Below are 14,577 nucleotides of genomic sequence, written 5' to 3'. Positions count from 1 at the left end.
GGCGTCAGAGATTAGGTATTGTGTCGAATTCATTTACAGTATTTTCAATAGGTGTTGATTTACTCAGACAACACCTATTGAGATAGGTTCTTAGACGGAATTGGTGATGAGAATGAAGACCGTTCGCTAGAAGCCTTAAAGCTCGCATTAGACACTGGTCATATTGTCGCGAACCATAGTTACGATCATATGGTTCATAACTGCGTTGATGAGTTTGGACCTAATAGCGCAGCAGAATGTAATGCTACCGGCGACCACCAGCTTAACTCGTACCAAGATCCTGTTTACGATGCCTCAATGTTTACAGAAAACTTATCTGTTTTAGAAAAGTATCTGCCTAACATTACAAGCTACCCGAATTATAAGGCAACAGAGTTTGCTAGACTGCCCTACACCAACGGCTGGCGCGTGACTAAAGACTTCAAAGCAGATGGATTATGTGCAACGTCTGATGACTTTAAACCTTGGGAACCAGGCTACGTTTGTGATATCAACGCCCCATCAAACAGTGTGAAAGCCTCAATTGCGGTACAAAACATTCTGGCTAATAAAGGCTATCAAACACATGGTTGGGATGTGGATTGGGCACCTGAAAACTGGGGGATAGCAATGCCAGCCAACAGTCTAACAGAGGCAGAACCTTTCCTAGGTTACGTAGATGCAGCATTGAACAACTGTGCTCCTACCACCATCAACCCTATCAATTCAAAAGCACAAGAGTTTCCATGTGGTACACCACTCCACGCAGACAAGGTCATTATTCTAACGCATGAGTTTTTGTTTGAAGACGGTAAGCGAGGAATGGGCGCAACCAAGAATTTACCTAAATTAACGGAATTTATCCGACTAGCAAAACAAGCTGGCTATGTATTCGATACGATGGATAACTACACACCAAACTGGCAAGTTGGTCATAGCTACAACGCTGGCGACTACGTCCTACATTTAGGCACCGTTTACCAAGCAGTGACCAGCCATAACGCACAGCAGGACTGGGCACCTTCCCCAACCTCTAGCCTTTGGACCAATGCTGATCCGGCAACAAATTGGGAAGTGAATGTTTCATATAAAGAGGGAGATGTTGTGACGTACTCTGGCAAACGTTATCTCGTCAATGTGCCACACGTATCTCAAGCCGATTGGACACCTGACTCACAGAACACCTTGTTCACAGCTCTATAAGCTGTTCCCTACTATTATCATGTAGTAGCTTGCGCGAGGTAATCCCTCGCGCTTTTTTATTTTTAGAAAAGTAAAAATGGAAAGCAGTAAAGAGTGGACTGACTGGGCCTGGCATTCCTGACGCCACGCTGGATTTGAATTCACAAACCCTAGATACAACAAAGCCCCGACTTTCGTCGAGGCTTTATCATATGAATTATGGTACCCGTGGGCAGAGTTGATTGGACAAGCACTCCTACCGCCACCGCAAAGGCAACGCTAACTTTCTTTTGATATTTACAAGCACCTAAAATGACGAAAGGCCGCTATAAGAGCGACCTTTCTATATATGGTACCGGTGGGCGGACTTGAACCGCCACGCCCGAAGGCAACGGATTTTGAATCCGTCGTGTATACCAATTTCACCACACCGGCATCTTTGGGCTATTGCCCTTTGATGATTGGCATTATACGGAAGCTTTTGACCTGCGCAAGCAGAAATACCTTAAATAACTATCGTTTGCTGATAATTTCGCCACAAAGTGTGACAAAGCTGTACTGATAAGAAACGTACACTCCATTTCCTACTACTGATCCAGATGAAAATGAGTATACGTAACTCTTTTTTAAACTCTATTCACTGTAATATCAGAAACATAACCATTCCCAATGCTCGACAAAGCCGTATGGAGCATCTCGGCAGCATCTTCCGCTTGCATGAAGTGACTCGTGTCCATCATGTTGCCGCTTGTTTTCCAGAATTCCGTATCCATTCCACCAGGATAAACCGCTATAATTTTCATTGGCTTTCCTTTTAACTCCAAACGAACCGACTCGATTAATCCTTTGACAGCCCACTTCACAGCACAATACGTAGACTCTTGCGCTTTAGGCTGTTGCGCAGCAGTAGACATAACCATGACCACTTTTATCGGTTGATCTTTGTAACGCTTTACTAACTCTCTTAACACATAAATCGCAGAATTCAGGTTATTATCAATCAGTTTTTGAATCTCTTCCGGCTCCTGCTCTTCCAGTTCGCCAAAATAACCACTTCCTGCACTATGAATGACCATTTCAGGCGGCTGCTTCATCCCATCAAATAGGTGTTTCACATCTTGATGTAATGAGAGGTTGCAAGCTTGATAGCCGACGCTATGAGAGAGTTGTTTAGCTAGTGCGGATAGTTTTTCTGTGTTTCTTCCTATGATATACGTCTCTTTGTCTTCCGCATCATAACGCTTTGTCAGCTCAGCCCCTAAACCGCTACTTGCACCTGTAATTACAATCATGGCTACCTCTTTTCTATCACATACTTTTAATGCATCTATCAATTAAGGTAACAGAATCTTGGTAATTCACACCTCAAGAACACCATTCTTTGAAGCAAGCGGCTTTCTTACTCTCATGATGCATGAAATTCCAAGTAGAACGAGGAAGATTTAACCTATGCTTAAGCAAGAATAACTTTCTGAATTTTCTATCGACTTTCGAGTAAGAACCTAATAGGAGCATGCGAATGACTGGGTCAAAATGGCAATGGTTACTGAAGCAAATGACGCGCAAACTGTGGGTTCGCACGTCACTTTATGCCTTACTTGCTGTCGCCACCGCCCTAATATCCATTGTTTTAAACCAGTTCATTACTCTGCCTCCTGCAATCAACGTCAGTAAGGATTTGCTTAACAACATATTAAATATCCTCGCGACTTCTATGCTTGCGGTGACCACATTCTCGCTCAATATAATGGTCTCAGCGTACAGTGCCGCTAGTGCAGGGGTAACGCCGCGAGCGACAAAACTGTTGATGGAAGACAGCACAACACAAAATGCTTTGGCGACCTTTCTTGGCTCTTTTCTATTTAGTTTGGTAGGCATTATCGCGCTAGGCATTGGCGCCTATCATCAACAAGCACAAATTTACCTATTCATCGTGACTATCGCCGTAATCGTGATGATCATACTCACTCTGCTACGTTGGATTCAGCACCTTTCCGTACTAGGAAGGGTCAGTGAAACCACTTCATACGTAGAGCAAGCCTTGTTAGATGCGATAAGAAAACGGGGCAAAGAGCGTTGGCTAGGTGCTCACCCATGGAGCCATCCAGAACATAAACCCAGAGGAAGCAAGCCTATTTTCAGCCAAGAAATTGGCTACTTACAGCATGTTGATATGCATCATCTAGATAGTATTGCTGAAGCAAACCAATGCACCATCTATCTTGAACGACAACCAGGAAGTTTTGTGTATGTGAGTCAACCATTGGCTTGGGTTTGTGGAGCGTTGCCAGACGAAAACGAAATAACTGCGGCCTTCACGATTCGAACGGAGCGTTCCTATGATCAAGATCCTCGTTTTGGATTAGTCGTCATGGCGGAGATTGCCTCACGAGCTCTCTCCCCCGCCGTGAATGATAACGGTACCGCGATTGATGTTCTTGGGCGTTCTGTACGAGCCCTTTCATTATGGGGAGAGTTACTCAGCGAGCCGCCTACCAAGACTCGATACCCTAGGTTATTTGTGCCCGCATTAAGCTGCCAAGATTTATTTGATGATGTCTTTTTGCCAATCGCGCACGATGGTGCAGCGCAACTCCAAATACAGATTCGCCTACAAAAAGCCTTGCTGGCTCTTTCTAGTATGCACCCCAAGTTGTTTTTATCACCTGCAACCAAGCTATCAGAAAAAGCTTTAGAGCTCGCCTTGAGCCAGCATTATACCGAAGATGAGAAACACCAACTCTCTCATCTGTCTAATCTAGTTACAGACCAAAAAGCTAATGGTTAGGCAAGTAAAATTCAGTTGAAATAGGTTACCGAAAGGCCTTGTACATCATGATATGTGTTCATAACACACAGCAGAAAAGTCACTTCGTTTATGCATAATTAAAGACTCTGTGCGTTAGGTCTCTTTTCTCTTGGTGAGGGAATCTATATTCTGACGCACAATTTTTAAGGTAAGTGATGGAATAATGACAACGTCTACAACTCTTCCACCTGCTGGTCTCTTTCGTCGACTTGCAGCGTTGATTTACGACACATTGATTATTATCGCAATTGAAATGATGGCCGCAGGTATTGTTATGGCCATTGTGTTTGCATTAAATGCTGCAGGGCTGTTGAGCTATGGCGAGTACGCAGATGCCGCTGATATGCTCGGGAAGCACCCTGTATTAAGCCCTCTGTTTACACTGTATCTTGCGGTTGTGTGGATATACTTCTTTGTCTTCTTCTGGACGCGAGCAGGACAAACACTTGGGATGCGCGCTTGGAAACTTCGAGTTCGCAATGCCAAAGACGGCGCGCCGATTACAGTCACTCAAGCCCTGATTCGCATTGCAACATCTGGCTTTGGTTTGGCAAACCTGACTGTACCGATTGATCCCAAGAAACGTGGGTTCCACGACATTTGGGCAAAAACAGAGGTTGTTGTGTTGCCTAAGGCAAACTAACTTATCCGGGAATACAAAAAAGGAAGGCATAATGCCTTCCTTTTACATTTAGTCCGATGAAACATGGTTTATTCGGTGATACTTCAGCTACAGCTTTCTTCTCAGCAGCGCAATCGCAATGGCTAAGAACACCAGGCTCGGGGCCAATGCACCAAACACAGGGGATATGCCATACACCAAGCTTAATGGGCCAAAGAACTCACTGGATATATAAAAAGTAAACCCGGCAACCACGCCCGACAATACCCTTGCCCCCATGGTCACACTTCTGAGTGGACCGAAAACAAACGATAGCGCCATCAACATCATCACGGCAATTGAAAGCGGCTGTGTCAACTTACGCCAAAACGCCAATTCATAGCGAGACGCATCTTGCTCAGATGCTTTCAGATAGGTCACGTAATCATACAAACCGCTCAGTGACAGTTCTTCAGGCTTTACCGTCACCACAGCTAGCTTATCTGGAGCCAATGACGTATGCCATTCCATCTGTTCAATGTCTTGCTTCGAAATCACGTTTTCATTTTTCATATCCGTGATTTGTACGTCGCGCATCAACCAGTTGTTATCTTGTTGATAGTCGGCTTCTTCGGCGAAAATAACTTTTTGTAGATTCTTATCATCATCAAAACGCCACATATTTAAAGCATAAAGCTTGTCGTCTTCGACTTTACCTATAAAGATAAAGTCGTTTGCGTCACGAGCCCAAACTCCAGAACGAACTGAGACAATACTACCTCCCGATATCGCAAACGCACGTAAGTCACGCGCCATTTTTTGTGCTTCTGGAGCGCCCCATTGCCCTAACGTCATAACGATAAGCATAAGTGGCACTGCCGTTTTGAGCACGGATAACCCGATATCCAACTTTGAGAAACCAGCAGCTTGCATCACCACCAGCTCAGAGCTTGACGCCAACATACCCAAACCAATCAGGGCACCGAGTAATGCCGCCATTGGGAAGAACATTTCGATATCACGCGGCACACTGAGCAACACAAAGTACAACGCATGAGTGAGGTCATACACGCCTCGCCCTACTTTACGTAACTGTTCTACGTATTTGATGATGCCCGATAAGCCAACAAACGTCGCTAAAACCAAGGCAGTGGTAGAGATGATGGTTCTACCGATGTAAAGGTCTAAGATTTTGAACACAGCTTACGCGAGCCTCTTCTTACGGAATTTGTCTTTTATTCGTCGAGCAGCAACGCTGTCCATCATATTTGCCATGATTGCGACAATCAGTAACATCGCATTAATAGGCCACATGCCGATTGCCGCCGGAATGTCACCATCTTCTAATGCAGATTTTGTTGCACTAATCGCCAGGAAATACGCTAGATAAATAAGAATCGCGGGCCCCATTTTGGCAAATCGTCCCTGACGCGGATTCACCGCTGACAAAGGAATAACCAACATCGTTAAGAGTGGAATACACACAAATAACGAAATTCGCCATTGCAGCTCTGCTTGCGCTTCTGGGTCTGGGTGTCCAATCAAATCGACCGTTGGGTACGCTTCCCAATCTCGCCCTTTCTTTTTGACCTCACGCTGGCCGATAACGCCTTCGTATTCATCGAATTTTGTGATCATATATTCAACGCGAGTAGGTACTCCTTCATAACGCGTGCCTTCTTTCATGGTGATGACCTGACGGCCGTCCGACAGTTCTTTTACTTCACCAGAAGACGAGAACATCACACTCGGTAACACTGAATCTCGAGGACGCATCTGCGCAACAAAAACATTGCTCAAGGTATTGTCTTTAATGTCATCAATGAACACAACCGATGAACCATCTGGCGTGCCTTGGAATTGCCCTTTCTTTAGCAAGTCAACGCTGTTTTCTGCCGCCACTTGTTCATAAAGTTGCTCTACACGGTCTTGAGACCACGGCGATAACCACAATGCATTAAAAGCCGCCACAGCAGAAGTAATCAGCGCTAAGTACAAGGCCGCTTGTACCAAGAATTTGTTACCAATACCTGTCGCGTTCATCACGACAATTTCGCTCTCTGCATACAGACGACCAAATGTGATCAATATGCCGATATACAGACTTAAAGGCAGCATTAATAGACCCATTGCTGGCATATTCAAACCAACAATCGAGAAAATCAATCCAGCAGGAATATCCCCATCAGAAGCATCAGCAAGAACACTTATGAATTTCTGGCTTACAAACACCAAAAAAAGTACGAAAAAAATCGCAAATTGGCTCTTGAGTGTTTCGCGGATCAAATATCTAACAATAATCACGCTGAAATTACCTATACAAAACTTGTTTTTTTGGTCGAATCACTATAGTTTCCCGTTGAACCATTTATTTTTTTAAAAATTATAAACTAGATGTTAGTCGCTTAATCAGCTCTGCATGTAAGCCTGGAGCTAAAATTCAACAAGTAAGCGATCATTATCTAACATTTAGAGCAATTTGTCTTCAGGATGTAGGAGTACGCATGGAGTTCAGTGTAAAAAGTGGCAGTCCAGAGAAACAACGTAGCGCATGTATCGTTGTTGGTGTGTTTGAACCACGTCGCCTTTCTCCAGTAGCCGAACAACTTGATAAAATCAGTGACGGTTACATCAGTTCACTACTTCGCCGTGGTGATCTAGAGGGTAAACCTGGTCAGATGCTGCTACTGCATCAAGTACCAGGTGTTTTGTCAGAGCGCGTTTTACTTGTCGGTTGCGGCAAAGAGCGTGAACTTGGCGAGCGCCAGTACAAGGAAATCATTCAAAAGACGATCAGCACACTTAACGAGACAGGCTCAATGGAAGCGGTATGTTTCCTAACTGAACTGCATGTTAAGGGTCGTGATACATACTGGAAAGTGCGCCAGGCTGTAGAAGCGACTAAAGATGGTCTATACACATTTAATCAATTCAAGAGCGTTAAACCTGAGACTCGCCGCCCACTGCGCAAGCTTGTTTTCAATGTACCAACGCGTCGTGAATTAAACTTGGGTGAAAAAGCAATCACTCATGGTCTCGCTATCGCATCTGGTGTCAAAGCCTCAAAAGATCTTGGCAACATGCCACCAAACGTAGCTAACCCAGCTTACCTCGCTTCTCAAGCTCGTCGTCTGGCGGACGATTACGAAACCGTAACCACCAAAATCATTGGTGAGCAAGAGATGGAAAAACTGGGTATGACCTCTTACCTAGCAGTCGGTCGTGGTTCTAAAAACGAATCTATGATGTCTATCATCGAGTACAAAGGTAACCCTGACTCAGATGCAAAACCGATTGTGCTAGTAGGTAAAGGTCTAACCTTCGATTCAGGCGGTATCTCTCTAAAACCGGGCGAAGGTATGGATGAGATGAAGTACGACATGTGTGGTGCGGCATCGGTATTCGGTACAATGAAAGCGCTAGCGAAGCTAAACCTACCAATCAACGTGATTGGTGTTCTAGCGGGCTGTGAAAACATGCCTGGCAGCAACGCTTACCGTCCAGGTGACATCCTTACAACCATGTCTGGTCAAACTGTAGAAGTTCTGAACACGGATGCGGAAGGTCGTCTTGTTCTTTGTGACGCACTGACTTACGTAGAGCGTTTCGAACCAGACTGCGTGGTTGACGTTGCAACGCTAACCGGCGCTTGTGTTATCGCACTAGGTCACCACATCAGTGGCGTTATCTCTAACCACAACCCTCTTTCTCATGAGCTAGTTAACGCTTCAGAGCAAGCGAGTGACCGTGCATGGCGTCTACCAATGGCTGATGAGTACCACGAGCAGTTAAAGAGCCCGTTTGCGGATATGGCAAACATTGGTGGCCGTCCTGCTGGTACTATCACTGCGGGTTGCTTCTTGTCTAAGTTTGCTAAAAAGTACAATTGGGCACACGTCGATATCGCAGGTACTGCGTGGAAATCAGGCGCAGCGAAAGGCTCAACGGGCCGTCCTGTCTCAATGCTTGTCCAATTCCTTTTGAACCGCAGCGGCCAAGAGACAGAAGAGTAATTTCTGAACAAAATCTAAAAGGGCCGCAAGGCCCTTTTTTATTATCCTAATTTTCTAAAATGAAAATGGGATTTAAGATGGTCTTAGGAAGAGACCCAAGGCAAGTGAGAGAATGATGCAAACTGCAACCTTCTACATCATTAACGAAGAGAGCCCGCAAGCAACGGTGGCTGGCTTTGAAGAGTACATTGTGTTTTTGGCGCAGCACTTTGCCCGCCAAGGCGCTAAAGTGTATTTAAACTGCCAAGACAAACCACACGCCGAGCAGCTCGCTGAAGCCTTTTGGCAAGTTGATGCAGACAAGTTCATGGCACATAACCTCGTAGGCGAAGGACCGAAATACGCCACCAATATTGAGATCGGCCATAACGGTGTAAAGCCGTCTTGGAATCGTCAATTGGTAATTAATTTGGCGGAAAATGAGACAACCTTTGCGAACAAGTTTGCTCAAGTGGTAGACTTCGTGCCCTGCGAAGAAAAAGCTAAACAACTCGCAAGAGAAAGATATAAAATTTACCGTCAAGCAGATTACCAGCTGCAAACGATCGAAATTCAATATCCTTAACGGTCAATCCTTATAGTTAAGGCGATCTTGTTAAGATCCCTCACTTATAAAGATTGACTAAGATTCAACCATCAACGTATCCATTAAAAGAGCGCTATGGAAAAGACATACAACCCAACTTCAATCGAACAAGCTCTGTATCAGACTTGGGAAGAGAAAGGCTACTTTAAGCCACACGGTGACACTACTAAAGAATCATACAGCATCATGATCCCGCCACCGAACGTCACTGGTAGCCTACACATGGGCCACGCGTTCCAAGATACGATCATGGATACGCTTATCCGTTGTGAACGTATGAAGGGTAAAAACACCCTTTGGCAAGTAGGTACTGACCACGCTGGTATCGCAACTCAGATGGTTGTTGAGCGTAAGATCGCTGCAGAAGAAGGCAAAACAAAACACGATTACGGTCGTGAAGCTTTCATCGACAAAATCTGGGAATGGAAAGGCGAATCTGGTGGCACTATCACTAAACAGCTTCGTCGTCTTGGCGCATCAGTAGACTGGGACCGTGAGCGCTTTACGATGGACGATGGTCTATCTAACGCCGTTCAAGAAGTGTTCGTACGTCTATACGAAGACGATCTAATCTACCGCGGTAAGCGTCTAGTTAACTGGGATCCAAAGCTACACACCGCGATTTCAGATCTAGAAGTAGAGAACAAAGACACTAAAGGCCACATGTGGCACTTCCGCTACCCACTAGCAGATGGTGCTAAAACAGCGGATGGCAAAGACTACATCGTTGTTGCAACGACTCGTCCAGAGACCATGCTAGGCGATACAGGTGTTGCAGTTAACCCAGAAGATCCACGTTACAAAGATCTTATCGGTAAAGAAATCATCCTTCCTATCGTTGATCGTCGCATCCCAATCGTGGGCGATGAGCACGCAGATATGGAAAAAGGTACTGGCTGTGTGAAAATCACACCTGCGCACGACTTCAACGACTACGAAGTTGGTAAGCGCCACCAGCTACCAATGATCAACATTCTGACTTTCGACGCGAACATCCGCGACGCAGCAGAAGTATTCAACACTAACGGCGAAGCAAGCGACGCTTACAGCACTGAGCTACCAGCTAAATATCACGGTATGGAGCGTTTTGCCGCTCGTAAAGCTATCGTTGCTGAATTCGACGAGCTAGGCCTACTTGAAGAAGTGAAAGATCACGATCTACAAGTTCCTTACGGCGACCGTGGTGGCGTGGTTATCGAACCAATGCTAACTGACCAATGGTACGTACGTACTGCGCCTCTAGCGAAAACAGCAGTTGAAGCAGTAGAAAACGGCGACATCCAATTCGTTCCTAAGCAATACGAAAACATGTACTTCTCTTGGATGCGTGACGTTCAAGACTGGTGTATCTCTCGTCAGCTATGGTGGGGTCACCGCATCCCAGCTTGGTACGACAACCAAGGTAATGTTTACGTAGGTCGCACTGAAGAAGAAGTTCGTAAGAACAACAACCTAGAGTCAGTAATTGAGCTGCACCAAGACGAAGACGTACTGGATACATGGTTCTCTTCTGCGCTATGGACGTTCGGTACTCAAGGTTGGCCAGAGCAAACTGACGATCTGAAAGTATTCCACCCTTCAGACGTGCTAGTAACTGGTTTCGACATCATCTTCTTCTGGGTTGCACGCATGATCATGATGACCATGCACTTCGTGAAAGACGAAAATGGCAAACCACAAGTACCATTTAAGACAGTTTACGTTACCGGCCTAATCCGTGACGAAAACGGCGACAAGATGTCGAAGTCGAAAGGTAACGTACTTGACCCAATCGACATGATCGATGGTATCGACCTAGAGTCTCTAGTAGAGAAGCGTTGTGGCAACATGATGCAGCCTCAGCTAGCGAAGAAGATCGAGAAGAACACGCGTAAGACGTTTGAAAACGGTATCGAAGCATACGGTACAGACGCACTGCGTTTCACCCTTGCAGCAATGGCATCAACAGGTCGCGATATCAACTGGGATATGAAGCGTCTTGAAGGTTACCGTAACTTCTGTAACAAACTATGGAACGCAAGCCGTTACGTAATGATGAACACAGAAGAGCAAGATTGTGGTTTTGGTGAAGGTGAGATCGAGTACTCACTAGCAGACAAGTGGATCGAGTCTCAGTTTGAACTCGCAGCGAAAGCGTTCAACAACCATATCGACAACTTCCGTCTAGATATGGCTGCAAACACACTTTACGAATTCATCTGGAACCAATTCTGTGACTGGTACCTAGAGCTAACTAAACCCGTTCTATGGAAAGGTACTGAAGCGCAACAGCGTGGTACTCGCCGTACACTAATCACGGTACTTGAGAAGACGCTACGTCTGGCTCACCCAGTGATTCCTTACATCACAGAAACTATCTGGCAAAGCATCAAGCCACTAGTTGACGGTGTTGAGGGCGAGACAATCATGCTACAAACGCTGCCTCAATTCGACGAAGCGAACTTCCACCAAGAAGCGCTAGACGACATCGAATGGGTGAAAGCGTTCATCACTAGCATCCGCAACCTACGTGCAGAGTACGACATCAACCCTGGCAAGCCTCTAGACGTTATGCTGAAAGCAGCGAATGAGAAAGACGCCTCTCGTCTAGAAGCAAGCAAACAAGTATTGATGTCTCTAGCGAAGCTAGAAGCAGTACGCGTGCTTGAAGCCGGCGAAGAGACCCCTGCGTGTGCAACGGCACTGGTTGGCAAGTCTGAGCTGATGATCCCAATGGCGGGTTTGATCGACAAAGATGCAGAGCTTGCTCGTCTAGATGGCGAAATCAAGAAGACGCACGGCGAAATCAAGCGTATCGAAGGCAAACTGGGCAACGAAGGCTTTGTAGCGAAAGCACCTGAAGCGGTTGTTGCTAAAGAGCGTGAGAAGCTTGAAGGCTACAAAGAGACACTAGCTAAGCTAGAAGAGCAGAAGACAACGATCGCTGCACTTTAAGCCTCAGTAAAAGAGAAGAACTAACACTTCTCACTTTGAATCCAAAGGTTGGCCATCATGGTCAACCTTTTTTGTATATCTTTCACCAAAAACCATCATCAATAGCTTTCCCCTATCGCAACAATACTCATCATCCATTAGCATTAATGAGAATTATTATCGATAATAAACTCATCGAAACAAACACGATTGAGTAATTATCATGAAAAAGACACTAACTTTCGCAGCACTGCATTTTACTATCGCATTTAGTGTCGCTTACGTACTCACAGGCGACATTTTAATTGGTAGTTTAATTGCCATGATTGAGCCTTCAGTGAACACCGTAGCCTTCTACTTTCATGAAAAGGCATGGGCAAAAGTCCCAGCACTTAAAGCTCGTCAGTGGATGACCAAATTAAAAACCGCAAGCTTTGCGACCGTGCACTTCAGCGTCGCTTTTACCGTGGTTTACTTACTAACAGGTGATGCATTTGTCGGCGGCGTAATGGCGATGCTAGAGCCGAGTTTGAATACGGTGGCTTACTACTTCCACGAGAAAGTATGGATGCGTAAATCATCAGCAAAAACTCCAGCACTGCAGTTTTGTTTACATCACCACGCTTAAACATGGAGGCTCACTACGTCTCCTAACGAGCCAAATGACATTTATCATTGACAAAGTTGCGCACCGCAATTAATTTAATTGCGGTGCGCAACTTTATTTTTAGAGGTAAGTGATAATGAACGCTCGTCAACTCCGACACTACTCCCGTCAAGCCGTCCGATTGCTTGGTATGCTCGATAAACAATGCGGCGATGTCGCTCTTACCCCGGTACAAGCGCACGCATTAGGTGAAATCCAATTGCAGCCATTGACCATCAACCAACTGGCGCAGCAGCTTAGTGTCGACAAGTCCAATGCAAGCCGCACCATTACTGGTTTGATTAAATTAGGTTTGGTTGAGAGCATCGAAAACCCGAAAGATAAACGAAGCCAACTCGTAGTGCTCACAATTCAAGGACAGCAGGCGTTATCGCAACTAGACCAACAGCAAAACAGCTTTTTTGAGCAGTTGCTTACACAACTTGATGACTGTGAGCAAGAACAACTCAAACTTGGTCTAGAGACTTACCTAAAAGGGCTAACAAAAGTGTGTCAGGCAGAGGAATACACCCTTCGACCTCTTACCAAAGCAGACAATCCGCAAGTGGCAGACGTAATTCGTAAAGTCTCCGCAGAATACGGCTTAACCGCAGACAGAGGTTATGGTGTGGCCGATCCAACGCTTGATGATATGTATTCGGTGTATAATCAAAACGGGGCCGCCTATTGGGTCATTGAACATCGCGGAGAGATCGTTGGTGGCGGTGGCTTTGCCCCTTTAGCTGGTGAGCCAAATGTGTGTGAGCTGCAAAAGATGTACTTCTTACCTCAAACACGAGGACACGGTTTAGCCAAACGCATCGTCGCATTGAGCTTACAACTGGCGAAACAGCTTGGGTATCAGCAGTGCTATTTAGAGACAACAGAATGTCTAAGAGAGGCGGTAGGCTTGTATGAAAAGCTAGGCTTTGAGCATCTCGATGCCCCGCTTGGGCAAACAGGGCATGATGCATGTGAAGTCGTAATGCTTAAGGTACTGTAATAAAAAATATTATCAGACGTTAAAGCACAACATGGGTAACGCAAAGCTCCTGGCTCAATGCAACAGTGAAGTTTTGGCGTTGCCCATCCAATTCAACAGACAACTGATAGAGATCATTTGGATCAGGGTCATTAAGATCAGCATACTTTGGCGCTTCAATCTGAAAGAGTGCACTGGCGTGATCTGCACGAACGTCAATTGGGATATGGTAAGTCATGCCATTAAACTTTACCGCTGCTGACACTAGTCCTGGCGCAAATGTCTGGTAATACAAATCGACCTTAAATTCACACCCGCCACCATGGTGCCAAATCTGCTCGGTTGCCACGCGATCTAAACGCACGTTGCGAATAAACTGCAAGTACGGTTCTTGCCACACGCCCAGTCGCTCATCACTTTTCTTATATTGATGTTCAGAAAGCGGGCACAGCTCTGGCTTATCCTCATCGAATAAAAGATCTTCTTCTTCCTCTAGGAACAATATCTCAAAGCGATTACGCCCCATTTGCATGTATGGGCGAATGTCTTTCTTATACACACTTTGCGAGCCATCACAATCAAACACAGCCACGCCGTTCAAACGTACCTCCGCATGGTAATCAACACCACCCATTACCATTTCCACTGCAGGAAATGCCATCATCGCCTCATCCACTTCAATGTCATGCATCAGGTGCCATTCTTGTTGACGGATCGCTTCCTCCGTCAATTCATCAGGCAGGACTAGACTTAAAGGGGCGGGAAAAGTGATGTCATCCTGTGGAATCGAGAGGTCCGTCAGTGGAGAGACTTGCCATAAACCGGCGAGTGAGAGTTGCATATACACCTTGCGCTAGATCAATTTT

General features: G+C 45.6%; 11 protein-coding genes, 1 tRNA gene and 1 pseudogene. 8 read left to right on the top strand and 5 right to left on the bottom strand.

Going from position 1 to position 14,577, the window contains the following annotated elements; all coding sequences use genetic code 11:
* Positions 1 to 90: 90 nt before the first annotated feature.
* A pseudogene (locus B7360_RS18405) lies at positions 91 to 1,182 on the top strand (carbohydrate-binding protein); the annotation flags it as partial.
* A gap of 329 nt (positions 1,183 to 1,511) precedes the next feature.
* On the opposite strand, the gene B7360_RS18400 reads toward B7360_RS18405, so the two are convergent.
* Together B7360_RS18400 and B7360_RS18395 are read right to left on the bottom strand one after the other, a co-directional pair.
* Positions 1,512 to 1,596, bottom strand: a tRNA-Leu gene (locus tag B7360_RS18400).
* Between the two features lie 191 nt (positions 1,597 to 1,787).
* Entirely contained in the window at positions 1,788 to 2,453 is a 666-nt protein-coding gene (locus tag B7360_RS18395) for an SDR family NAD(P)-dependent oxidoreductase (protein ID WP_085344297.1), read from the bottom strand.
* A gap of 227 nt (positions 2,454 to 2,680) precedes the next feature.
* Between B7360_RS18395 and B7360_RS18390 the strand changes: the two genes are divergently transcribed.
* Both B7360_RS18390 and B7360_RS18385 read left to right on the top strand, forming a co-directional pair.
* Complete coding sequence (locus B7360_RS18390; protein ID WP_048626860.1) at positions 2,681 to 3,949, top strand: DUF2254 domain-containing protein; 1,269 nt, start codon at positions 2,681 to 2,683, stop codon at positions 3,947 to 3,949.
* A 184-nt stretch (positions 3,950 to 4,133) separates the two neighbouring features.
* Positions 4,134 to 4,613 carry an RDD family protein gene (locus tag B7360_RS18385; protein WP_046873615.1) on the top strand — a complete coding sequence of 160 codons (480 nt, stop codon included), beginning with the start codon at positions 4,134 to 4,136 and terminating at the stop codon, positions 4,611 to 4,613.
* Between the two features lie 87 nt (positions 4,614 to 4,700).
* On the opposite strand, the gene lptG is transcribed toward B7360_RS18385, so the two are convergent.
* Together lptG and lptF are read right to left on the bottom strand one after the other, a co-directional pair.
* Positions 4,701 to 5,771, bottom strand: coding sequence for an LPS export ABC transporter permease LptG (gene lptG / locus B7360_RS18380; protein ID WP_085344296.1), 1,071 nt, complete (start codon positions 5,769 to 5,771; stop codon positions 4,701 to 4,703).
* 3 nt (positions 5,772 to 5,774) lie between these two features.
* Complete coding sequence (lptF, locus tag B7360_RS18375) at positions 5,775 to 6,875, bottom strand: LPS export ABC transporter permease LptF (RefSeq protein ID WP_006742363.1); 1,101 nt, start codon at positions 6,873 to 6,875, stop codon at positions 5,775 to 5,777.
* A gap of 200 nt (positions 6,876 to 7,075) precedes the next feature.
* On the opposite strand from lptF, the gene pepA reads away from it, so the two are divergent.
* From pepA to B7360_RS18350, 5 genes are all read left to right on the top strand, one after another.
* Entirely contained in the window at positions 7,076 to 8,584 is a 1,509-nt protein-coding gene (pepA, locus tag B7360_RS18370; protein ID WP_005397459.1) for a leucyl aminopeptidase, read from the top strand.
* Between the two features lie 115 nt (positions 8,585 to 8,699).
* Positions 8,700 to 9,149, top strand: coding sequence for a DNA polymerase III subunit chi (locus B7360_RS18365; RefSeq protein WP_085344299.1), 450 nt, complete (start codon positions 8,700 to 8,702; stop codon positions 9,147 to 9,149).
* Positions 9,150 to 9,245: 96 nt separating this feature from the next.
* A complete protein-coding gene (locus tag B7360_RS18360) occupies positions 9,246 to 12,104 on the top strand; it encodes a valine--tRNA ligase (protein ID WP_046873613.1) in 2,859 nt (952 codons plus the stop codon).
* Between the two features lie 202 nt (positions 12,105 to 12,306).
* Positions 12,307 to 12,711, top strand: coding sequence for a DUF2061 domain-containing protein (locus B7360_RS18355; protein WP_053809377.1), 405 nt, complete (start codon positions 12,307 to 12,309; stop codon positions 12,709 to 12,711).
* A gap of 115 nt (positions 12,712 to 12,826) precedes the next feature.
* Complete coding sequence (locus tag B7360_RS18350; protein WP_080936680.1) at positions 12,827 to 13,732, top strand: bifunctional helix-turn-helix transcriptional regulator/GNAT family N-acetyltransferase; 906 nt, start codon at positions 12,827 to 12,829, stop codon at positions 13,730 to 13,732.
* Between the two features lie 19 nt (positions 13,733 to 13,751).
* Here the strand turns inward: B7360_RS18350 and B7360_RS18345 are convergent, their stop codons facing one another.
* Positions 13,752 to 14,552, bottom strand: a complete 801-nt coding sequence (locus B7360_RS18345; RefSeq protein WP_006742360.1) for a hypothetical protein — start codon at positions 14,550 to 14,552, stop codon at positions 13,752 to 13,754.
* Positions 14,553 to 14,577: the final 25 nt, after the last annotated feature.

The organism is Vibrio sp. ArtGut-C1, from assembly GCF_002105475.1.
GTDB classification, from domain to species: domain Bacteria; phylum Pseudomonadota; class Gammaproteobacteria; order Enterobacterales; family Vibrionaceae; genus Vibrio; species Vibrio diabolicus.
Note: the sequence above shows the minus strand (reverse complement) of the source record. Positions and strands in the feature narration are given on the sequence as shown.